General features: G+C 43.7%; 22 protein-coding genes. 11 read left to right on the forward strand and 11 right to left on the reverse strand.

Annotated features, from left to right (window positions below; all coding sequences use genetic code 11):
* Positions 1–170: 170 nt before the first annotated feature.
* Positions 171–1,505, forward strand: a complete 1,335-nt coding sequence (locus LJ658_RS00215) for a dihydroorotase (protein WP_230544434.1) — start codon at positions 171–173, stop codon at positions 1,503–1,505.
* A 17-nt stretch (positions 1,506–1,522) separates the two neighbouring features.
* On the opposite strand, the gene LJ658_RS00220 is transcribed toward LJ658_RS00215, so the two are convergent.
* Both LJ658_RS00220 and LJ658_RS00225 read right to left on the reverse strand, forming a co-directional pair.
* A complete protein-coding gene (locus LJ658_RS00220; RefSeq protein ID WP_230544435.1) occupies positions 1,523–1,960 on the reverse strand; it encodes an SRPBCC family protein in 438 nt (145 codons plus the stop codon).
* A 78-nt stretch (positions 1,961–2,038) separates the two neighbouring features.
* Entirely contained in the window at positions 2,039–3,004 is a 966-nt protein-coding gene (locus LJ658_RS00225) for a YafY family protein (RefSeq protein ID WP_230544436.1), read from the reverse strand.
* Positions 3,005–3,056: 52 nt separating this feature from the next.
* On the opposite strand from LJ658_RS00225, the gene LJ658_RS00230 reads away from it, so the two are divergent.
* The 3 genes from LJ658_RS00230 (at position 3,057) to LJ658_RS00240 (ending at position 5,352) form a co-directional block, all read left to right on the forward strand.
* Complete coding sequence (locus LJ658_RS00230; protein ID WP_230544437.1) at positions 3,057–3,473, forward strand: DUF2007 domain-containing protein; 417 nt, start codon at positions 3,057–3,059, stop codon at positions 3,471–3,473.
* A 64-nt stretch (positions 3,474–3,537) separates the two neighbouring features.
* Positions 3,538–4,554, forward strand: a complete 1,017-nt coding sequence (locus tag LJ658_RS00235) for a N(4)-(beta-N-acetylglucosaminyl)-L-asparaginase (RefSeq protein WP_230544438.1) — start codon at positions 3,538–3,540, stop codon at positions 4,552–4,554.
* 48 nt (positions 4,555–4,602) lie between these two features.
* Positions 4,603–5,352, forward strand: coding sequence for a copper homeostasis protein CutC (locus LJ658_RS00240; protein ID WP_230544439.1), 750 nt, complete (start codon positions 4,603–4,605; stop codon positions 5,350–5,352).
* Positions 5,353–5,391: 39 nt separating this feature from the next.
* Here LJ658_RS00240 and LJ658_RS00245 read toward each other — a convergent pair whose 3' ends face one another.
* A complete protein-coding gene (locus LJ658_RS00245) occupies positions 5,392–8,202 on the reverse strand; it encodes a hypothetical protein (RefSeq protein ID WP_230544440.1) in 2,811 nt (936 codons plus the stop codon).
* A gap of 108 nt (positions 8,203–8,310) precedes the next feature.
* Here LJ658_RS00245 and hscA point away from each other — a divergent pair, with 108 nt between their 5' ends.
* Positions 8,311–10,167, forward strand: a complete 1,857-nt coding sequence (gene hscA / locus LJ658_RS00250) for a Fe-S protein assembly chaperone HscA (protein WP_230544441.1) — start codon at positions 8,311–8,313, stop codon at positions 10,165–10,167.
* Between the two features lie 4 nt (positions 10,168–10,171).
* On the opposite strand, the gene LJ658_RS00255 is transcribed toward hscA, so the two are convergent.
* Positions 10,172–10,879: a DNA alkylation repair protein gene (locus LJ658_RS00255; RefSeq protein WP_230544442.1), complete on the reverse strand. Its 708-nt coding sequence runs from the start codon at positions 10,877–10,879 to the stop codon at positions 10,172–10,174.
* Positions 10,880–10,994: 115 nt separating this feature from the next.
* Between LJ658_RS00255 and LJ658_RS00260 the strand changes: the two genes are divergently transcribed.
* Positions 10,995–11,531, forward strand: a complete 537-nt coding sequence (locus LJ658_RS00260) for a DUF4251 domain-containing protein (protein ID WP_230544443.1) — start codon at positions 10,995–10,997, stop codon at positions 11,529–11,531.
* A gap of 37 nt (positions 11,532–11,568) precedes the next feature.
* Here LJ658_RS00260 and LJ658_RS00265 read toward each other — a convergent pair whose 3' ends face one another.
* Complete coding sequence (locus tag LJ658_RS00265) at positions 11,569–11,865, reverse strand: hypothetical protein (protein WP_230544444.1); 297 nt, start codon at positions 11,863–11,865, stop codon at positions 11,569–11,571.
* Positions 11,866–11,959: 94 nt separating this feature from the next.
* Between LJ658_RS00265 and LJ658_RS00270 the strand changes: the two genes are divergently transcribed.
* The gene (locus tag LJ658_RS00270) at positions 11,960–13,111 is read left to right on the forward strand and encodes a tetratricopeptide repeat protein (protein WP_230544445.1); all 1,152 of its coding nucleotides are present in this window, start codon (positions 11,960–11,962) and stop codon (positions 13,109–13,111) included.
* An 81-nt stretch (positions 13,112–13,192) separates the two neighbouring features.
* Positions 13,193–13,456, forward strand: a complete 264-nt coding sequence (locus tag LJ658_RS00275; protein WP_370632939.1) for a YnfA family protein — start codon at positions 13,193–13,195, stop codon at positions 13,454–13,456.
* Here LJ658_RS00275 and LJ658_RS00280 read toward each other — a convergent pair.
* Positions 13,453–14,037, reverse strand: a complete 585-nt coding sequence (locus LJ658_RS00280) for a riboflavin synthase (protein WP_230544446.1) — start codon at positions 14,035–14,037, stop codon at positions 13,453–13,455. The genes LJ658_RS00275 and LJ658_RS00280 overlap by 4 nt on opposite strands.
* Before the next feature lie 59 nt (positions 14,038–14,096).
* Between LJ658_RS00280 and LJ658_RS00285 the strand changes: the two genes are divergently transcribed.
* Positions 14,097–14,561, forward strand: coding sequence for an NUDIX domain-containing protein (locus LJ658_RS00285; protein WP_230544447.1), 465 nt, complete (start codon positions 14,097–14,099; stop codon positions 14,559–14,561).
* An 11-nt stretch (positions 14,562–14,572) separates the two neighbouring features.
* Here LJ658_RS00285 and accC read toward each other — a convergent pair whose 3' ends face one another.
* From accC to LJ658_RS00300, 3 genes are all read right to left on the reverse strand, one after another.
* Positions 14,573–16,051, reverse strand: a complete 1,479-nt coding sequence (gene accC / locus LJ658_RS00290; protein ID WP_230544448.1) for an acetyl-CoA carboxylase biotin carboxylase subunit — start codon at positions 16,049–16,051, stop codon at positions 14,573–14,575.
* A 483-nt stretch (positions 16,052–16,534) separates the two neighbouring features.
* Positions 16,535–17,053: a c-type cytochrome gene (locus tag LJ658_RS00295; protein WP_230544449.1), complete on the reverse strand. Its 519-nt coding sequence runs from the start codon at positions 17,051–17,053 to the stop codon at positions 16,535–16,537.
* A gap of 75 nt (positions 17,054–17,128) precedes the next feature.
* The gene (locus LJ658_RS00300; protein WP_230544450.1) at positions 17,129–17,971 is read right to left on the reverse strand and encodes an SDR family oxidoreductase; all 843 of its coding nucleotides are present in this window, start codon (positions 17,969–17,971) and stop codon (positions 17,129–17,131) included.
* A 140-nt stretch (positions 17,972–18,111) separates the two neighbouring features.
* Here LJ658_RS00300 and LJ658_RS00305 point away from each other — a divergent pair, with 140 nt between their 5' ends.
* Positions 18,112–18,873, forward strand: a complete 762-nt coding sequence (locus tag LJ658_RS00305; protein WP_230544451.1) for a hypothetical protein — start codon at positions 18,112–18,114, stop codon at positions 18,871–18,873.
* A 92-nt stretch (positions 18,874–18,965) separates the two neighbouring features.
* Here the strand turns inward: LJ658_RS00305 and LJ658_RS00310 are convergent, their stop codons facing one another.
* Positions 18,966–20,051, reverse strand: a complete 1,086-nt coding sequence (locus LJ658_RS00310; protein ID WP_230544452.1) for a DNA topoisomerase IB — start codon at positions 20,049–20,051, stop codon at positions 18,966–18,968.
* Between the two features lie 195 nt (positions 20,052–20,246).
* On the opposite strand from LJ658_RS00310, the gene LJ658_RS00315 reads away from it, so the two are divergent.
* Entirely contained in the window at positions 20,247–21,275 is a 1,029-nt protein-coding gene (locus tag LJ658_RS00315) for an aldo/keto reductase (RefSeq protein WP_230544453.1), read from the forward strand.
* 32 nt (positions 21,276–21,307) lie between these two features.
* Here the strand turns inward: LJ658_RS00315 and LJ658_RS00320 are convergent, their stop codons facing one another.
* A complete protein-coding gene (locus LJ658_RS00320; RefSeq protein WP_255670380.1) occupies positions 21,308–22,324 on the reverse strand; it encodes a low specificity L-threonine aldolase in 1,017 nt (338 codons plus the stop codon).
* Positions 22,325–22,356 lie beyond the last annotated feature (32 nt).

Genomic DNA, 22,356 nt, shown 5'->3' on the forward strand with positions numbered 1-22,356 from the left:
AAATACGCTTTCAAAGACATATTGTTTTACCCTTCCGATTGTTAATCAAAGGTTTACAGGATATTGTTTCATTGTATTGAAAATTTAGCTTTAAGCTAAAAAACTTTCAGATCGACTACTCCTGTTTTGGGTCGGCTGAAATTTCAATGTATAAAAACTATATTTGCAATATGGCCACTATTCTAATCAAATCAGCAACAATAGTTAATGAAAACAAGCAATACATAGCTGATATTTTAGTAAAAGATGGTTTGATTGATAAAATAGCCCCCCAAATAAATGCCACTGCGGATCAGGTGATCAATGCCGAGGGCCTGTACCTGTTTCCCGGCGCTATTGACGACCAGGTACATTTTCGCGAGCCTGGATTAACCCATAAGGCCGATATCCGCTCAGAATCGCGTGCGGCGGTTGCCGGCGGTATTACCTCTTTTATGGAGATGCCGAATACCGTACCCAATACCTTAACACAACAACTGCTTGAAGATAAGTATGCCATAGCGGCCGGGAGTTCGCTGGCCAATTACTCTTTTTTTATGGGCGCATCCAACAATAACCTCGACGAGGTTTTGCGCACCGATATTAAAAATGTTTGCGGTATTAAGGTATTTATGGGATCATCCACCGGGAATATGCTGGTAGATAATCCGGCAACGCTGGAGCAGTTGTTTGCACAATCGCCAATGCTGATTGCTACCCATTGCGAAGACGAAGCCACCATACAAAGCAATCTGGCGCATTACAAACAATTATTGGGCGACAATATCCCGGTTAGGCTGCATCCAAAAATACGCAGCGAAGAAGCCTGTTACCTTTCTTCATCAATGGCAGTGTCATTGGCTAAAAAGCACAATACCCGTTTGCATATTTTACATATCTCGACAGAAAAAGAAACCCACCTTTTTGATAATACCATACCCTTAAAAGATAAACGCATTACTGCCGAAGCCTGTGTACATCATTTATGGTTTAGCAACAAGGATTATGAAACCAGGGGCAACCTGATAAAATGGAACCCCGCTATAAAAACAGAGAACGACCGCGAAGGTATTTTAAACGCAGTGCTTGATGGCCGTATTGACGTGATAGCCACCGATCACGCCCCGCATACAATTGAAGAAAAGGCATTGCCTTATTTGCAGGCGCCGTCAGGCGGCCCGCTGGTTCAGCATGCCCTACCCGCTATGCTGGAGCTTTACCACCATGGCAAAATCACTTTGGAGCAAATTGCCGAAAAAATGGCCCATAACGTTGCCATTTGTTTTGAGATAGAGAAACGCGGCTTTATCCGTGAAGGCTATTTTGCCGATCTTGTGCTGGTTGATCTGAACAAACCCTGGCGGGTTAATCAGGAAAATATCCTGTACAAATGCAAATGGAGCCCGTTTGAGGGCACTACTTTCCGCTCAACCATTAAACACACCATTGTATCCGGCAATTTGGCCTGGAGTAATGGCAGCTTTGTTAATGATATCGCCGGTAAGCGGCTGTCGTTTGACAGGTAAATACGTTAGCTGAGCGGTTACTTCACTTCCCCATTTTCTATCATCTCCTTCATGCTGCCAAAAACACGCTGCCAGGTTTGTTCTGAATGTTCTTTGGCGGCCTCGTCCCTGATATTTTCCTGGCCTATCACCAGAGTGGTCACTCCATCTTTTTCATTAAGGCGATAGCTTACCTGCTGATAGTTCTCTGGTTTATCTTCTGTGCCACCCATGCTGCTCCAATAGCTGTACTTAACATAAGTGCCCGGTGTAATTTCCAGTATCTTTCCATGATCCCGGTAGGTTTTCCCCTCCCATTCGCCGGTCCAGCTAATGTCGCTGCCTTCGTTCCAATCGGATTGCTGTTCGGTCCCAAAAAAATATTTTTTTACAATCGCGGGCTCTGTCAGCGCTTTCCAAACCAGCACTGCAGGCGCAGTAATGGTAAGAGCTGTTTTTAAACTGATATTTGTCATGATAATTTGCTTTTAGTATATTATGAAACAGATAGTTATACTATCTGTTTGCAAATAAACCGGCAGCGACTGACAACCCTATGTCAGCAGGTTTACAGAATTAAAGTTTTTTTGCAGTAATTTCTCAGCTAATTCTCTCACTCTATCCTTCAAACTATCCGGTGTAATAATTTCGGCCTTCTCGCCATACATCATATACCAACGGGCAAACCCTTCTAACGATGCGGTTAAAAAAGTCATTTCAATACAATCACCAATAGGTTTTTCGGATATAAAACCGCTGTAATACTTTTGGTTATCTAAATGGCTGCGAATACTTTTATCAACCAAAATAATTACAGTTTCCAGGTCTTTTTCTTTGGCTGTCTGGGCTATATAGTCTTTCAGCGCCGGGTGTTCATCGGTATAATGGTCGTCGGTAACGGTAAGATTTTTTATGCGGTCTATCCTAAAATCGCGGTAATCCTTCCGTAACCGGCAATAAGCTATTAAATGCCAGTAGCCTGATAAGAAATATATTCCAATTGGCTCCACATATCTTTTGGTATGTTCCTGGCTATGCTGGGCAAAATAATTAAGCGCAAGTATTTTTTTTTGCGATATGCTGTGCAGTATGGTCTGAATATGATCATTGCCGGTGGCCGCGGGAAGATTCGCGGTTTTTAAAACTTCAATGCGGTCGTCTATGCTTTCCAGCATATCTTTTTCAGTAGTTTTTAATATGGCCCGAACCTTATACATGGCCGATTTATAATTGGCCGTAGTAGATGCATCCGTCAGGGTCTCCACAAATTTTTCGGCAGTTAAAAATGCCGTGGCTTCTTCGCGGGTGAACATTACCGGTGGTAAACGGTAGCCATCCATGATGGAGTAACCCACGCCGGCTTCGCCAATTAAAGGGATGCCCGCTTCTTCCAGTGTCTTTACGTCACGGTAAACGGTACGTAAACTGATATTAAACCGCCCGGCAATATCCGCAGCCTTGACTACCCTGCGCGATTGTAGCTGGATCAATATGGCTGCTATGCGGTCAATACGGTTCATACTGCCAAATTAAAAAAAACATACTACATTTAGCTAGCTATTAGCTTTATTTATGGAAGACAAAATTGTAACGCTTGAATCTTACTACGACCCAATGCTGGCCGAAATTATACTTGCCCGCCTGGCGGCTAATGGCATACCGTGTTTTTTAGCAGATGAAAATACATTGTCTGCAAACCCATTTTATAACCAGGCAATAGGTGGCATCAAGATTAAGGTATTTGAACACGATCTGGAAAAGTGCAGAGAAATACTGGCCGAAAAATTTATACCGCAATCGGCAGACGAAGAGCCGTTAAGTTGTCCGAACTGCGGTTCTGTTAACGTAAGCTACGGGTCGGCAACTTTTAAAAAAAACTGGTTCAGCATTATCATATCGGCGCTTATTTCTACCTTTCCGGTATACTTACGACGCACCTGGATTTGTGCCGATTGCGGCGCAAACTTCGATTCGCCAGCCGGCAAGTAAGTTCAATTTTGTAATTATTGAGCCGGATAGCTTCAGCACTGCACATATTTTTTTATCTTGCATTATGTACAACCGCCGGCAATTTATCAAAGCATCATCTCTAAGCGCTTCATTAGCAGCGCTATCTGCGTCAGCTTTTGCAAAAGCTGCTTTAAAAGCAGAACCTGCAAATCACCCCATCGTTATATCAACCTGGGATTTTGGTGTTGCGGCCAACCAGGAAGCCTGGAAGATTTTAGCAAAGGGAGGCCGCTCGTTAGACGCTGTTGAAGCCGGCGCCAGGATACCTGAAGCCGATCTAAAAAACCACAGCGTTGGCCGCGCGGGCTACCCGGACCGTGACGGACATGTTACCCTGGATGCCTGTATCATGGACGAACAGGGCAACTGTGGCGCCGTAGCCGGCATGGAAGATATTGCGCACCCTATATCAGTAGCGCGTTTGGTAATGGAAAAGACCCCGCATGTTTTATTGGTTGGGGATGGTGCCCGGCAGTTTGCCATAGAACAAGGTTTTAAACCAGAGAAACTTTTAACACCCGAGTCAGAAAAAGCCTGGAAAAAATGGCTCGTAAAGCATGAATATAAGCCGGTGATGAACAGCGAGAACCAAATGCCCGGTGGTAAATTTAACCATGATACTATAGGCATGCTGGCGATAGATGCCCGGGGCAACCTATCCGGCGCCTGTACTACCAGCGGTATGGCGTTTAAATTACACGGCCGCGTGGGCGACAGCCCGATTATTGGCGCAGGTTTATATGTTGATAATGAAGTTGGCGGCGCAACCTCAACCGGTGTTGGCGAGGAAGTGATCCGTAACGTAGGCAGCTTTTTAGTAGTTGAACTAATGCGCCAGGGTTACAGCCCGCAGGATGCTTGTAAAGAAGCCTGTCACCGTATCATTAAACGTAAACCAGATACTGTTAAGGAGATACAGGTTGGTTTTTTAGCCATCAATAAAAAAGGCGAATATGGCGCTTACGCGTTGCATAAAGGTTTTACCTTTGCGGTCTGCGATTCAAAAAAGCAGGATCTGATTATCCCGGGGCAGTATTTTTATGAAACAGTAAAAGACTAATCAACCCACTAATAATTTATATTTACATACTTAACCCCGTTATTTAACATGATCTCATTAGAGGTTTGTGCAAATTCTATTAATTCGGCATTGGCAGCGCAGGAAGGCGGCGCCATACGGGTTGAGCTATGTGAGAATTTGCATGACGGCGGTACGACCCCGTCACCCGGGCAGATTGCTGTGGCCCGCAAACTGCTCAACATTAAGCTATATGTATTGATACGCCCCCGCGGCGCCGATTTTTTATATGATGATGTAGAGTTTGAAACCATGCTTGCCGATGTGAAATATTGCATTGACGCCGGTTGCGACGGCATTGTGACAGGTATGCTAAAAGCCGACGGAACGGTTGACAAAGAACGTTGTGGCAAGTTGATTACGCTGGCTAAACAAGCAGGCCTGGGCGTTACCTTCCATAGGGCGTTTGATATGTGTGTTGACCAGCTACAGGCATTGGAAGATATTATTGAGCTGGGCTGCGAGCGGATATTAACCTCGGGCGGAAAAAGCACGGCTATAGAGGGAGTAAGGACGATAGCTGAGCTTGTGCAGAGAGCCGACGGCCGTATTTCTATTATGCCCGGCAGCGGTATTACCGAGATAAACGTTGCCGATCTGGTACTGTTTACCGGCGTAAATGAAGTACATGGTACTTTGCTAACCCGCGTAAAAAGCAAAATGTTGTATAATAACGACCATATTGTGATGGGCAGCAACTACGGAGATGAGTATGCGGTTGATGTGACCAGTGCAGAAAGGGTGCGTGAAACCTTGAAAAAAGCCAACAACCCTGTTTAATTCTTTAAATAGGTGGATACTGTTTTGCCAAAAAAAACGCTAAAAAAAGCTTACCGGCAATATTACTTCAATTAAATTGGGTCCGCCGCCGCCAAAAATATCATTGTCAAGCAGGCGGCTGTATCTTACACCAAAAGTTAGCGGCTGCTGGTTAAACCATTTGGTGTCAAAATATAACTCGGCACCTGCCGAACGGAAATTATTTTTTAATAAAATTGATTTGGTATAATAGTAACTGCCACGCGTATAATCAAAAAATAAGTTACCGCGGATCCGTAAAAAATAAACGGTATTAGCTATGCCCGCGTCAGGATAAGCGATAGGGAAATGATAGTCGGCGCCCAATTTATCCATCTCATGTAAATTCTCGGCGGTGTACCCACGGCTAAACGGAAAGTCGTTGGAATAGTTAATGACATTTTCCTGGCCTTTTTGCTGATGTGCTGCGCTGATGATCAGGCTATTATTAGCAAAAATCCCGGGCAAATAAAATCTACCCAGGGCCAAAAACTGGGTGGCTGTTAAACCGCTGACAGCCGTTTTATAATTCAATGCAAGAGTTTGCCCAAACTGCGGGTAAATGTCTTTCCGGGCCTGTTGTATGCTGTTGGTAAAAGTTATAGTATTATTTAAATAAGTATAAGACTGATTTAGGATACGCTGGTACTGCTGCTGAAATGATGTGGCGGCGAAGTGTACGGATGAACTAACGCTTAGCGCCGTTAGTTGTTTACCGCTGCTCAGATTAAACGGCAATTGTAAACCGCCATGGATATCGCTTTCATTCCAGTAAACATTTATACCCTGGTAATTTGCGCGCCTGTCTAAAGTGTAATCAAACCCGGCAGACAGATACGGGAATAATGCGCCGTAAACAGCGTCAAATCCAAAATCCTTATAACCCTCGTCCCTGTTATAGTTAAACAGCACCCGCGATTGGAAAGTGTTTAATACATTTTCGCCTTCAAGGGTAACGGTATAGTTAGGGTCGCTAAAGTCGGGCGTCAAACTGTGAAAATTAAACAGGTGATAAGCCTTATTGTAGTTAGTTACCGGCATTGGCTTAGCCGGAATAGCGGGCAGCAGATCTGTTGATGAATCCCTTTCTAAAGACGCTACATTAAAATCGGGTAAAGCCCCCGGTAGTTTATTATCCGGCAATACCGTCCATTGATCGGGATGGCTGTCCTCCTCTTTAAGCTGATAACCAAATGCCGTAAACTCTACCCAGGCCATTTTATTTGCTGCCACAGTGGGCTGATATTTTCCTAACCCGGAGTTGTCAATTGCAAAGAGTTTGCCGGTACTAGCCTGTACCGCGAACAAACGGTCATTTACCCCCGCAGTCGCCGAAAAATAGATATAGTCATCATGCACAGCGGGAAACGCTATGGGCTGGAAAGAAAATGGGAGCAGGTATTTGGCATTGCCGGTTTTGATATCAATTAAAGCCAGGCTCATTTTGCCCGCTGTATTCCGCACCGCAGACACCAGCCTGGTATCACTATAAAATTTCGGATACGTATAAAACAAATTTTCTGTATTAGGTATCGCCGTAATTAACCTACCATCAGTGGCGCTTACAATTTGCAGTTCATTTTTACCGGTGGGATCAACCTTCACCGCGACAATTTCGGCACCATCCTTACTAAATGCCGGCGAAAAATATTTGGTATGCCGCGTCAGTCTGCGTTCGCGGCCGGTCTTAATATCCAGCAGCTGCAGTTCACTATAATCCCGGTAACCCCAACGTATATCAGGATGCAGTACCGGGTACACTATCTTCCCGTTGTTGTAATCAAAATAGTTATCAAGCGACAATGACCTGGTGCTTATTTTGGTTTCTTTGCCGTTGGTGTTGATCGTAAATTGCGGTAGGCGATCATATGTGCTTTTCATATAAATAACCGTGCTGTCAGTGGCAAAAACCGGATATTCCTGGCTGCTAAACAGGTGCTTTTTTTTATTCCAAACCGGCCTGTCGGCGGCATACACCTGTTTAAAATGATTAAATCCATCAGCAGTAAACTGGTCAAAGCGCTGGCCCGAATACTTCTTTATCGCCCTTTGCATAGGATAAAACAACCCCTTGTAGGCGGCCGCATCATGGGTTACCTTTCTCCAGAAATCATCACCATATTTTTCGCGACCGTAGGCGACCATCATATAACCCATAGGGTACCAGTCAGGCACATAGTCAACCAGCGAACCGTTGCGCAGCTTCATCCAGCTATAGTTACGGTTTGCGTCCCATAAAGCGCGATAGCCGTTAAAGAAGTAAGGCAACCGGCCCCGGCCCTGCCCGCTTACGTGGGTTTCATTAAATACGGCGTCACCTTCAAAAAACCAGTCGGGTACTGCCAGGTCATTACCCAAAGCCTGTCCACCCTCGCCAAACACAAAATGTAAAACTTTTGACAGGCCCACATCAAAATTATTATACTGTTGCACATGCCTGAACTCATGTATAGCTAACTGATCCGCCCAGGGCAAACTGCCAATTTCAAAGCTATTTTGCTCGGGGGTTAAATAAAATTCACTTCTAAAAGGCGCCAGCCCCACATAGGCGTTTGAGATGGTGGTTTGATTTTGCAATAATATGCTGATCTGCTTTTGCTTATAGCCAATTGTGGGCAGTACCGCAACATTCATTCGCTGTATAATATCAGCAACCCTTGACCCAATGGAGTCCATCCCAGTCGGAAATATAACGCGGGCCTGCGGGGTGTTTACCTGTTTCCACTCAATAGATGGCGGATTGCCGCCAAACTGTTGTGCTTGTGCAGAGCAAGTAATTGTTATCAGTAACGGTACTATTATTTTCTTTAGGATATTGATTTTATAAACCATCAATGTGAATGTACAACAAAAATAAATAAACAAATAAGTCAATTCACAATAACATGACATACTGTGTGTCAAAACTAAGTACATTTGCCGCTTGTTACATTAAACAAAATGGCTAAAGTTTCTATTAACCTGGCAACAGGCTCTATACAAAAAGAAGAGATAATTGTAGGTATTGATCTGGGTACTACCAATTCGTTGGTGGCTTTTATTAATCCGGATAAGGATGCTCAGGTTATCAACGATACCGGCAAGGGTGTTTTGGTACCTTCTATTGTGCATTTTAGCCCAACAGGTGAGGTTACCGTTGGTAACGAAGCCAAAAACTTTTTAATTACCGATCCTCAAAACACCATTTTTTCAGTAAAACGGTTGTTGGGCCGAAGCTACCGGGATATTGAAAACTATAAAGACTTTTTTAGCTACAAGGTTATTGACGATGACAGTGAAAGCCTGGTAAAAATAAACATAGGCGATAAATTTTATACACCTATTGAGTTGTCGGGGCTGATACTAAAAGAATTAAAAGCGCGTGCTGAGCATGCGTTAAAAACGCCGGTTAACCGTGCAGTAATAACCGTTCCGGCTTATTTTAATGACTCGCAGCGCCAGGCAACCCGCGATGCCGGCAAGCTGGCCGGACTTGACGTATTACGTATCGTTAACGAGCCTACAGCTGCAAGTTTGGCTTATGGTATCGGTTTAAATCCGGAAGAAACAAAAACTATTGCGGTATATGATTTGGGTGGCGGCACCTTTGACGTGTCTATCCTGCAAATACAGAATGGAATTTTTGAAGTATTGTCAACCAATGGTGATACATTTTTGGGCGGTGATGATTTTGACAGCGCCATTGTTGATTATTGGATCACTAAAAATGAGCTTGACAGGGAGGCTTTAATAGCCAACCATGAGCTGGCCCAGGAACTGAGATTAAAAGCGGAGGAGGCAAAAAAAGCGCTTAGTCAGCAAAGTTTATTTAACGAAAAGATTGGGGATATTTGGTGCACGCTTGACCGCCAAACTTTTGAGCAACTGATATTACCCAAAGTACAACAAACCATCAACGCTTGCGAGAATGCTTTAAAAGATGCCAAACTAACCATCAGTCAGATTGATGAGGTAGTTATGGTTGGTGGATCAACCCGCACTGCATTGGTAAAAAAAATGGTGGCCGATTTCTTTAAGCGCCCCGTTCATGACGAGGTCAACCCGGATGAAGTAGTGGCCTTGGGCGCCGCCATACAGGCTGATATTTTAGCGGGTAACCGTAAAGATATTTTACTACTGGATGTTACCCCGCTATCGTTAGGTATTGAAACGATGGGCGGCTTAATGGATGTGATCATTCCGCGTAACAGTAAGGTGCCAACTAAAGCGGGCAGACAATATACTACCTCGAAGGACGGACAGGTAAACATGAAAATAGCCGTTTACCAGGGCGAACGCGACCTGATCAAAGAAAACCGTAAACTGGCCGAATTTGAATTAAAAGGCATCCCCTCTATGCCGGCTGGTTTCCCTAAAGTTGATATAAACTTCTTGCTCAATGCTGACGGGATCCTGAAGATACAGGCGGTAGAACTGCGGTCGGGTGTTAAGCAGGAGGTTGAGGTTAAACCCACCTATGGCATTACTGACGACCAGGTTGAGCAAATGCTGATGGATAGCATTACTCATGCCAAAGATGATATCAATCAGCGTATGCTGATAGAAGCCCGTACAGAAGGCGAGCAAATGGTTTATACGGTGGAGCGGTTTATCCAAAAAAATGGAACTTACCTGTCTGCAGACGAATTGACCGCTACCGAAAAATATATAGCAGACCTGAAAGCAATTTTAGCAACCGGTGAAAAGGACGCGATATTAAAACAAATTGATGAAGTGAACGAGTTTACCCGCCCGTTTGCAGAGCGTTTGATGGACCACGCTATCAGCCACGCGATGAAGGGGAAAAGTATAGAATAGGTTATCAGCATTTCACCGTTTTCTTCTTTTTGTTCAAACTGCCGCGCGCTTTGGTTTTTTCGATATAATCAGGAGCGAAAGGAACTTTGCAGGCCGTACCTTCTTTTATTACGGTTACCGGCCCTATCCTTTTTGCAACAGCGCTGGCTTCATCAGTCAACGGGTTTACATAGCCGCCAACGCAAATAACAAAGATATTCATCCCGGAACGCACCCGGTTTGGCGAGGCGTGGATGGTATGTTCTACCCTTGTTAACAGGTCTTTTAAACTAACTATCGGCAGTTTATCATCAGGTATTAAAGTAACCAGATTACCTAACGTGAACCAACCTGCCGATGCAATATAATCTTCACCGCTGTCAATCCACCCCATGGCTAATTCATAACCGTGATTGCCTTCTGCTGCCACCCAGGGGACGGTATAATCAGCAACATTGTTTGAAACAGCCTGTTTAACCCAGGCCTGCAGATCGGCTTTGGTCATTTGCTTATCATCAGTAATTAAGCCCGCCAGGTACATGGCGTCTGCATTTCCGGTTGCATACAGGTCTTTTGCTAACTGGTAATCCTTTTTGATCTTTTTCTGAATGGTTTTTAAGTATTCAATTTTAACGCCAAAGAAAGGCTCTTTTACACCATGATTCACTAAGATCTTTTTGATACCTGCACTACCATGCGCTTTAAGGTCGGCCATTATTTCGGGTACGGTCATGACGCTTTTTACAGTTAGTTATTGCTAATAAAAATAATAATAATTTTTAAAACAGATAGTTAACTGCATTTGTAATACATGAAAGACTGCATTTATTCACGCTCACCTGTAAAAAATGAAACGCTTTTTAATATTACTATTTACTATTGTAAACATTAAGGTCACTTACGCGCAGGATCAGCCAAAACCTGTTTCGGCTACGGACATCAAAAAAATGGCTGATGATAAGAAATTCCGGTTTAACGCTAAAATGGCTGTATTAACCGTAAGTGGCGACCGCGCCGGCGCATCGGTTAGTTCTGAAATTACGCAAGATAATCATAAGACATTAAGCGGACCATATTACGCATTACTGACACCCGATTCCGTAGCATCATACCTACCCTACTTTGATAAAAGCACGACTGAAGCGGTAGGAACAAATAGCGCTACAACGCTGCTGGAAGATCCCACCAAATTTTCAACTTCTGCTTATGATTACTCGGTAAAAGAAAAGAAAGATGGCAAAGTGAATATAACCATCAAGCCTAAGGACAACAGCAAGATTACTAAATATGTATTTGACCTTGCGCCCGACGGAACCGCCAAGCTTGAGTTAACCATCGAAAATTATAAAGTGATAACCTACAACGGTTTCTTTACCACTTTATAGAAACAAAAAGGTCCCATAAATTATGGGACCTTTTTGTTTAAGCTTTTAAAGCTTCTATAGCTTCCTGCTCTTTCAGGGCAGTAATGTTGTTTTTATTACTGAAGGTATCAGTCTGGCCTGCAAAATCTTCCAGCAGCCCTGCAATTGTATCCAGGTTGTCTGATACGCGCTGGTGCATATCAGGCAGCTCTTTTTCAAGTTTTTTATCGCCCAGGTCTATATTATCAACTTCAATTTTGGTCAACTTGGTAATGATAGCCTGTTGGCTGTTTTTAAGGTCTTCCAATTCATGGACGATCTTTTCCATAAGTCCAAATTTCTTTAAGGTATCCATAGCTTCTGCTTTAATTTATTAATGTAATTATAAATCATCAACCAAAAATCGTTCCGAATTTGGAATTACGATTTATAACTAATAATTTAGTTATATGAAATACCTAACTATCTGCCTGCTCCTTTTAATAACCGGTGTACGGTTTTCGTACGGCCAGCAAACCCGTAAAACTGATGACGCTTTATTATTGGATTACTATCAAAACCAGCGCTTTACTGAGGCATTATCATACTTAAAATCTGTTTATACCGAACCGGTTACTGACAAAAAAGAACTATCAACCCTGGCCTACACCGCAGCAATGGCTAATAAGCTTACTGATGCCGAAGCATTTTATCAGCGTATATATGATATGGATACCACCAACATAACCGCTTTATATAATATTGCCGGCATTAACCATCGCCGTGGCAATGCTGCAAAAGCCGCCGCTTACTACATAAAGTTTACTTTAAAAGACACTACCAACTTTTTGGTGTATAAACAATTGGCCCGCATTAGTAGCGAAAAGGCAGATTTGACGGGGCAACTCCATTATCTGCAGAAGGCCAATAAAATTGATCCTGCAGAATTTGATGTAGCCTCAGACCTGAGCGACCGGTATGTACAATTAGGCCAGCTTGCCGTCGCCGGGAATGTGTTGAACCTGGCCCTGGCGGCTGATCCGGAAAATATCGTCTTGCTGCAAAGCTTGCTAAAACTTTATTCGGCACAAAAAAGGTGGGCCGAAACCATTAGCACCGGCGAAAAACTACTTCAGCTTGGTGATGTGGCGATATCAACCGTAAACAAACTAGGAATAGCTTATTACCAGTTAAAAAACTATGAGTGCGGTATTACGACACTACTATCATTACCTGCCGCGTTACAAACCGAAACAACAACCTATTTCATTGCCGCGTGTTATAAAGAACTCAAGGATCCCCAAAAAGCGATCATCTATTTTAACAAAGCTATAAAGTTAAGTATCCCGGCCGCTACCGCCACTTATTACAGCGAAATGGCCGATAGTTATGAAACTATCAACCAGCTAAAAAAAGCACAGGCGGCCTATCAAAAAGCGTTGTTGTACCAGGAAAACCCGTTAACCTATTATTACCTGGCTACTTTGCTTGATACCCGGTTAAAGGATAAACGCACAGCATTGAAATATTTTAAAAAATACATCGTCTCAAAGCCCGACAAAAAACAACAGGCTTATGTTGATTATAGTAAGGAACGTATTGCAGCGTTACGCGCTAAATAATTATATTAGGCTCATGGCGGTAATCAGATCATTAGCATTATTTATTTTGGCCGCCTTTGTGAGATAGGCGGCGGTTACCTGATCTGGCTCTGGCTTAAAGAAGGCAAACCGGTGTGGTTCGGCCTGATGGGCGGGGCGATATTAATTGCTTATGGCATAGTGGCAACCTGGCAAACTGCAAACTTTGGCCGGGTATATGCCGCATACGGAGGCATTTTTATAATAATGGCCCTGATCTGGGCATGGAAAGTTGATGGCTTCCATCCGGATAAATATGATATTATAGGCGCTTTAATTGCCGTTATAGGCGCATGCATAATTATTTATATGCCGCGGAATAATTAACGCTGCATTAAACGCGCTACATATTTACCAATAATATCAAACTCCAGGTTAACAACTGAGCCCACCCCTACATTGTGCAGGTTAGTGTGTTCGAAAGTATAAGGTATGATAGCAACCGAGAAACTGTTGGCCTGCGAGTTTACCACCGTCAAACTAATCCCGTTAACGCAGACAGATCCTTTTTCTACCGTTACATTACCTGTAGAGGCATCATATTCAAACGTATACTCCCAACTGCCATCCAATGCTTTAAAGTTAACACAGGTGGCAGTTTGGTCAACATGGCCCTGTACAATATGGCCGTCAAGCCGCGCATTCATTTGCATACAACGTTCCAGATTAACCGGCTCGCCGTTTTTAAGGTGCCCCAGGCTGGTTTTATTTAAGGTTTCTTCAATAGCGGTAACAGTATGTTTGCCATCGGCAACAGCAACAACGGTTAAACAAACACCGTTATGCGCTACCGATTGGTCAATCTTTAATTCGTTAGATATGGCCGACTCGACCGTGATATGTAAATTACCCTGGTCTGCGCACAGATCGGTTATTTTGCCTAATGTTTCTATAATGCCTGTAAACATTCCGTTGGGAGTTTAAAAATGCAAAACTAATTATATTAATTTAGGTTTATCAATCACGTATGCACATCTCCAATCAAAGCGCCGGAATTTTACTATACCGCAACATTAATGATCAAACTGAAGTTTTCCTGGTACATCCCGGCGGGCCATTTTTTAAAAACAAGGATGAGGGCTCGTGGTCTATCCCCAAAGGAGAATTTCTGGATGACGAGGATCCGTTGCTGGCCGCACGACGCGAATTTTTAGAAGAAACCGGCCAAAAGCTTATTGGCGAGCAGTTTATCGAGCTGTCGCCTATAAAGCAAAAAAGCGGTAAAACTGTTTTCGCCTGGGCCATTGAGGGTGATATTGATCCGACCACCGTCGTCAGCAATTTATTTGAAATAGAATGGCCGCCAAAATCGGGCAAACAAGCCAGCTTTGCTGAGGTTGACCGGGCGGATTGGTTTGTACCTGAAATTGCAAAAACAAAAATCAACCCGGCGCAAATACCGCTGATAGACGAGTTATTGACAAAAATCTAATGTTTGCGCAGTTACGGCTCCTTTCTGTTCCTGGCCCAGTTTGACGCTGTGTCGGTGGTTTCGGTAGCCGTAGTTTTAGCAGCATTCAGCAATTGTCCCATAACCAAAGCAGCTATTAATGCCTCTTCTTCCGTATCGGTTTGCAACACTTCGGGTGTGAAATATTTTTCTACAAAATGCGTGTCAAAATTACCCGATATAAAAGCCTCGTGCTGCATAACAAACCTGCCAAAGCCCAGTGTAGTTGTAATACCTGTTATCTGGTATTCATTGATGGCCCGCAACATACGTTCAATTGCTTCCGCCCGGTCTTTACCCCACGCAATAAGCTTAGCGATCATCGGGTCATAATATATGGGGATCTCCATGTCTTGCTCAAAGCCGTCATCAACCCTTATTCCCGGCCCTTTTGGTGTAACGTAAGTCTGTAGCGTACCAATATCCGGTAAAAAATTATTAGCCGGATCTTCTGCATAAACACGTAACTCTAACGCGTGCCCGGTTATTGTTAAATCGTGCTGTTTAAAGCTGATGGCTTCTCCTCTTGCAATTTTTATTTGTTCTTTTACCAGGTCAATGCCGGTAATTAACTCAGTTACGGGATGCTCAACCTGCAAACGGGTATTCATTTCTAAAAAATAGAAATTCAACTGGTCGTCCATAATAAATTCAACCGTGCCCGCGCCGGTATAATTTACAGACCGGGCAACATCTACGGCACATTTACCCATTGCGTCGCGTAACGGCGGCGTTAATATGGATGATGGCGCCTCCTCAATCACTTTTTGATGGCGGCGCTGTACTGAGCAATCACGTTCAAACAAATGCACGATATTGCCATGCGTGTCGCCCAGCACCTGGATCTCGATATGCTTTGGCGATGATACATAACGCTCAATAAAAACAGAGCCATCGCCAAAGGCCGAGGTAGCTTCTGAAACCGCTAACTGCATTTGCTCTTCAAAATCAGCTGCGGTATTAACAATACGCATACCCTTGCCGCCACCGCCGGCAGCGGCCTTAATTAAAATGGGGAACCCTACTTCAACCGCGCGCTTCCTGGCTTCGTTAACATCGGTAATGGCCTCTTCCGTGCCGGGCACCATGGGGATATTGTATTTCATGGCGGCAGCTTTGGCCGACAGTTTATTTCCCATGATCTCCATGGCCTCGGGCGAGGGGCCTATCAGTATCAAACCGGCCTCGCGCACCTGGCGGGCAAACGCGGCATTTTCGCTTAAAAAACCATAACCGGGATGTATTCCCCGGGCGCCGGTTTTAAGACAGGCCTCAATAATTTTATCGCCGGCCAGATAGGATTGACTGGATGGTGCTTCGCCGATAAATACAGCCTCATCTGCATAGCGTACGTGCAGTGCATCCCGGTCGGCGGCCGAATAGACAGCAACAGTTTTAATCCCCATCTCGCGCGCCGAACGCATTATTCTTAAAGCAATCTCGCCCCTGTTGGCAATCAATATTTTTTGCATAACTAACAAATGTAACAGATTTGTTTATAGGGCGATATAATTACATTATTTAATTCTATCTGTTTTATTTGAACTTGCATTATGTAGACAAGATATGATATTTATAATATAACGGCCAATATTTACGTTTTATGAAAACCAATAATTATTGATTATGTTATATTAAGGATAGTTGACCTGGTGATTAAATTGTTATAAATGTATAAAATACCTAAGCCGATACAGTGGTTTAATAAAAAAGTACGCACTAAAGATGATTTTCAGTTTGTGATTGTTTTGATGCTTGTTTTGTTTGTCGTGCTTACTAAATGCTACTTATTATTGTTTGCCCGTAATCAGGTTAAACAAGCCATAAACTCGACTAAGCCGTCTTCAAAACATTATCTTCAAAACACGTTTAGTCTTCCGTAAATAAGCCCGTTGCTTATAAACAAAAATGCCTTCCGCTAAACCGGAAGGCATTTTTTATTTATATAAATTCTGTTAACGGCCGCTGCCCTGCGGTTTTGGCTGAGCATTTGGGCCGCCCATACCCGGCGCTCCTGCCGGTGGCATACCCGGGCCACCACCACGTTTAGGCCAGGTGGCTTCTTCTAAGTGCGCTACCCCGCGGTGGCAGGTATAACAGTTAACGCTGCCCAGCTTGGCTACGCCTATAGAATCCTTATCGCCTGATTTAAAATATTTTTTGTTGATCTTGGTTGACATTATATACATTTCGCGGGCCATTTTTTTCTCTGGTTTAGCGTCACTGGCAAAATCCATTTTCTTGGTTTCGTCATTACGGGCATGGCAAAAATTACATTTTACGCCTAATGATGAGGCCCATTGCCCCATAATCTTATCCAAATCTTTATGAGATATATGTTTAGGCAAAACTTTTAAATTAACCGCCTTTTGGTCTTCTTCCCTGGGTGTTTGCTGGATCAAGGTCATTGAAGCTAAAACGACCACTGCTAAAAACAGGCATATCGGCACAAATACTTTTTTATTAAAACGCATAATTGTCATATTTAAGTCACTAAAATAGCTGATAGTTTTGAATGTTCCAACAATTATTTTATTGTCTTATTAATATTACAAAGCAAATTCGGCAACCAGTTTTTCGCTTAGCTCCCATAGCTGGTTTCGCGCAGTAGCATCATTAGCCGGTGATGCTGGTTTCGCCACTTTCTTCTTAATAAAGTATTGCCCGCTTTTTGACTCCAGTTTATTGCCGGTGGCCAGGTAAATGGTGGTCTCGGCGCCCTTTTCCGGGCTGATCATAAATGGGGTAGCCAACGAAAACAAAAACTTCAAAAAACCGGTAAGTTTTGAGTTAAAGCTGGTTTTAACAACACCCGGATGCAATGCATACGCGGTTATGCCTTTATCAGCATATTTCTCGGCTAAAGACTTGGTGAAATAAATATTAAATAATTTACTGTTACCATAGGCCTTAACCGCCGAATATTTTTTGCGGCTCTGCAGTTTTTCGAAATCCGGTTTCCCGGCTTTATGCAGGTCAGAACTTACATTAATTATGCGCGCATGGCCTTTTTCAAGCAACGGCATCAAACTGGTAGTTAGTAAAAAATGCCCCAAATGGTTTAAAGCAAAAGTCATTTCAAAGCCGTTTTTACTTTCGGTAAAATCATTAAACATACCACCCGCGTTATTGATCAGGACATTGATGTTAAACAGCCTGGCTTTTAGTTCCGTGGCTGCGGCGGCTACGCTTTCCAGATCGGCCAGGTCACATTGGATGATATGGATCTCTTTATTACCGGTTTCGGAAATAAGGCGCTGTTTAAGCTGCCCGCCTTTTTGCATATCGCGTACCAATAAATACAGGGCATGCCCCTTGTTCGCCAGGGCAAAGGCGGTTGCCTCGCCTATACCTGATGTAGCGCCGGTTATTACGGTACTAGTTATAGCCATGCCGTTAAATTATGTAAAGTGGCGGATAAACTGGTAAAATATTGAAAATAACTTTGCCTGATTGCGAACCAATATAAAAGCTTCAACCTTTTTGATTTATGCTGACAGGTAAGTAAATTTGATAACCATACCTACTTATCATGAAAAACATCGCTGCTAGGATTGCCCTGCATATCTTGTCTGCTCTTGTCCTATTCGCCCCTTTCAATATTGTCAATGCCCAAAAGCCTGGGCTGCGCGCCCCAATAAATATTAAGATAGACGGCAAGCTTACCGAGTGGAATAATAAGTTGAAGGAATATAGCAACCACACCCAATTTTATTACGCCATATCAAACGACGATAGATATCTTTATTTAACCGTTCAGGCCACCGATGACTTTATTATCAACCGGATATTAAAAGGGGGCATAACCTTAACAATCAATAAATCAGGCACCAAAAAAGATCCGGACGGCATACATATCAGTTATCCTATCGTAGATTATTTCAAGATCCATCAAAAGAACGCGCCTCAAATCAAAAAAGGAGCTACAGCAGCCAGCGTGGATTCGTTTGTAAATGTCATCAATACCCGATTGGAGCAAAAGTTAAAAATGATTAGGGTGATAGGCATCAAAAATATTGACAGCTTAATTTCTATTTACAACCTTGACGGCATTAAAGCAGCGTCTCAGATAGATGATAAAATACATTATAACTTGGAAATTGCAGTGTCGCTAAAAAATCTCGGACTTGACATTAACAGCCCGGCTAAATTTATGTACCAGGTGATGATTAATGAGGTAGCCGTGACTGACTTAACTCCGAAAAATCAAAAACCGGGAGAAATATATGTTTCCATAACGCTGCCCGGACAGTTGGCGACTGATTTTTGGGGTGAGTATACATTGGTAAGATAAATCAAACAAAGATGTCGTACTGAGGCACTCGAAGCATGCGGGCGACCCTACGCCTACCCTTCTACAGGCTCAGGTGACAGCTTTCTTTATTGCTAACTCGCCTCTGCCAGTTTCTCTTTATCCAATATCTCCAATAATGCCTTTTCGGCTATGTTCAATTCGGCTGCCTTGATGTCTTTATCCGCATCCAGTTCTTTGATGTAGTTAAACAATCTGCCTTCTTCATAACTTTTAATCACGGTAGGATGTACGTAGTATTTCTTGCAGACGGTGCGGGTGTTGCCCAAATTAATGGCTACCTCATCCAGTACACTCACTATCTTGCGTTTACATTCGGTCACGGTAGCAAACTCACCGGCTTCTTTAAACGCATACAGTGCGCTAACGCTGCCCGCCCAGGTCCTGAAATCTTTGGCGGTAAAATCCTCGCCGGTAATTTCTTTTAAATAGGTATTGATATCGCCCGAGTCGATAGAGCAGCGTTTACCCTCATCGTTATAAAACTGGAACAGCTCTTTACCCGGGATATCCCGGCATTGCTTCACCAGTTTAGCCAGCTTACGGCTTTGCAAGGATACTTTATGAAAAACGCCTTTTTTTCCTTTAAACTCAAACCTGAGGTTGGTGCCATCAATTTTTACGTGCCTGTCCTGCAATGTGGTTAAGCCAAATGATCCATATAGTTTTTTATACGACTCGTTCCCTACCCTTATGCTGGTGAGCTCCATTAAACGCACTACCAGCGCAACTACTTTTTCATGATCAAGATTCCGCCGGGACAGATCCTTGTCCACCTGTTTGCGTATATCCGGCAAATGGATAGCAAAAGTTTGCAGGCGATGATATTTTGATTGATTCCGGATTTTGTTCCAGTGGGCATGATAGCGGTATTGTTTACGCCCGGCGGCATCAATACCGGTAAATTGAAGATGCCCGTTTTCAAACGGCGAGATCCACACATTGGTATAAGCCGGCGGGATCACCAGTTTATTAAACCGGCTAATCACTTCCTTATCCTTTACAACCTTACCCTCCGCGCCCAGATAGCTCCATCCTGACCCGGCTTTTTTGCGGGTATAACCCGGGGCTGAATCTGATACGTAACGCAGGCCCACCGCTTTTGCGGTTATTTTGGGATCGCGGCCAATTTTTTCCAGTTTTTTTACCAATCTGTTCATCGGTGTAATAACGGTTGTAATTGAAATAAGTTTTTTACCTCAACTCTTTCCGCCGAAGGCAAGAAAGCAGGTTTATCTTTAAATCCCTCTCTTTTGAAGCGCGTTAGGGTAAGGCTTTTTTACCCTCCTCTGACCATTTTATTCAAACACAAACCCCAACTTTATGCTTTATCTCACAACAAACCACAACAATTTATGAAATACAATTTTTTAGGGAACACCGGCCTGCTGGTATCCGAAATTTGTTTCGGCACGATGACTTTTGGCGGCAGCGAAACCGGCATTTGGGGCAACATAGGCCGCTTACAGCAGCAGGACGTTAACCAGATGATGAAAACCGTGATTGATGCAGGTATAAACTTTATCGATACCGCCAATGTTTATTCGTTCGGAAAATCTGAGGAACTGCTTGGTCAATCCATTATTGACCTTGGGCTTAACCGCAACAACCTGGTTATTGCAACCAAAGTACGCGGCCGCATGAGCCCGGACGTTAATGATGTGGGACTGACCCGCTTTAATATCTTTCAATCGGTTGATGCCAGTTTGAAACGGTTGCAGCTTGACCATATAGATATTTTATATGTACACGGTGTTGATTTATTTACACCCATAGCTGAAACCGTACGCGCTTTAAATGATATCGTGCTAACCGGCAAGGTGCGTTATATTGCCATTTGTAACTGGCCCGCCTGGATGGTGATGAAAGCGCAGGGCATAGCAGAGCAAAACGGCTGGAACAAATTTGTCGGCCTGCAATATTTTTATTCCCTGTCGGGACGTGATATTGAGCGCGAAATTGTACCGATGGCGCAAGATCAGAACCTTGCAATTTTGCCCTGGAGCCCGTTGGCCGGAGGCTTTTTATCCGGAAAATATACTCGTGATAACCAAACCAGCGGCGATTCACGCCGGGATAAGTTTGATTTTCCGCCAATAAATAAAGAAAAAGCTTATGATATTATTGATGTATTGGGCGATATCAGCAAGGCGCACAATGTTTCAGTTGCGCAGGTAGCTTTGGCATGGGTACGTTTGCAAAAAGGCGTTACCAGCACCATCATCGGTGCCAAAACTATCGATCAATTGAATGATAATTTAAAATCGACCGACATCGCTTTATCGGCAGATGAACTGAAGAAAATAGATGAAGTAAGCGCCTTACCAAAAGAATACCCGGGCTGGATGGTTGAAAGGCAAATGGCTGACCGGCTTGTTAAATAAACCAATAGGTAGAGACGCAATGCATTGCGTCTCTACATTAATGAACCAACGGCCTTAACCACATGCTCCACCTGTTCCGGATGTACATCCAGGTGCAATACAAAACGGATGCGGTGTTTATCTGTCGACAGCGCGTTTATACCCTGTGCAGCCAGTTTCTTCAAGATGGCATCTGCCGGCTCAACGGTATCAAACAAAACAATATTGGTTTCGGCCGGCAACACGTTGGTTACCGCGGATGAATTACTTAACGCTTCGGCCAGGATCTGCGCGTGGGCATGATCTATCTTTAATCGCTCCACATGATGATCTAACGCATAGATCCCCGCAGCCGCCAAAAAGCCGGCCTGGCGCATGCCCCCGCCCAATACCTTGCGGATGCGGCGGGCGTACTTGATGGTGTCTTTATCCGCCAGTAAAACCGAGCCAACCGGCGCACCCAATCCTTTGGATAAACAAACCGAGATGCCATCAAAATATCGACCATAATCAGCAGCTTGATCACCGGTATGGGCAAGAGCGTTAAAGATGCGGGCGCCGTCTAAGTGAAGCTTTAAACCTTTGGCTTTGCAAAGTCCTGCTATTGGTTTGATCTGGTCTAAAGTATAACAGCTGCCGCCGCCTTTGTTCACCGTATTTTCAAGCACCACCAAACTGGTGTGAGGATAATGTATATTTTCAGCATTGATCTCCGGCTCAATCATTTCAGGCGTTAATATGCCCCGGTAACCGTTAAGCAACCGTGTTGATACCCCCGAGTTAAACGCTATGCCCCCACCCTCGTACCGGTAAACATGCGCGGTTTGATCGGCAATTAACTCATCAAGCGGTTGCGTAAAGCATTTAATAGCTATCTGGTTGGTCATCGTTCCCGAAGGGCAGTAGATACCGGCTTCCATTCCGAAAATAGCCGCAGCCTTTTGCTCCAGTTCGTTTATAGATTCGTCCTCGCCAAAAACATCATCGCCTACCCTGGCATTAAACATAGCTTCCAGCATGCCGGCAGTAGGTTTGGTCACGGTATCGCTGCGTAAATCAACAGTAATCATATTAAATATGTTAAAATTGCGTTATTTGTATT

It is taken from the genome of Mucilaginibacter sp. UR6-11 (genome assembly GCF_020880695.1).
Lineage (GTDB): Bacteria > Bacteroidota > Bacteroidia > Sphingobacteriales > Sphingobacteriaceae > Mucilaginibacter.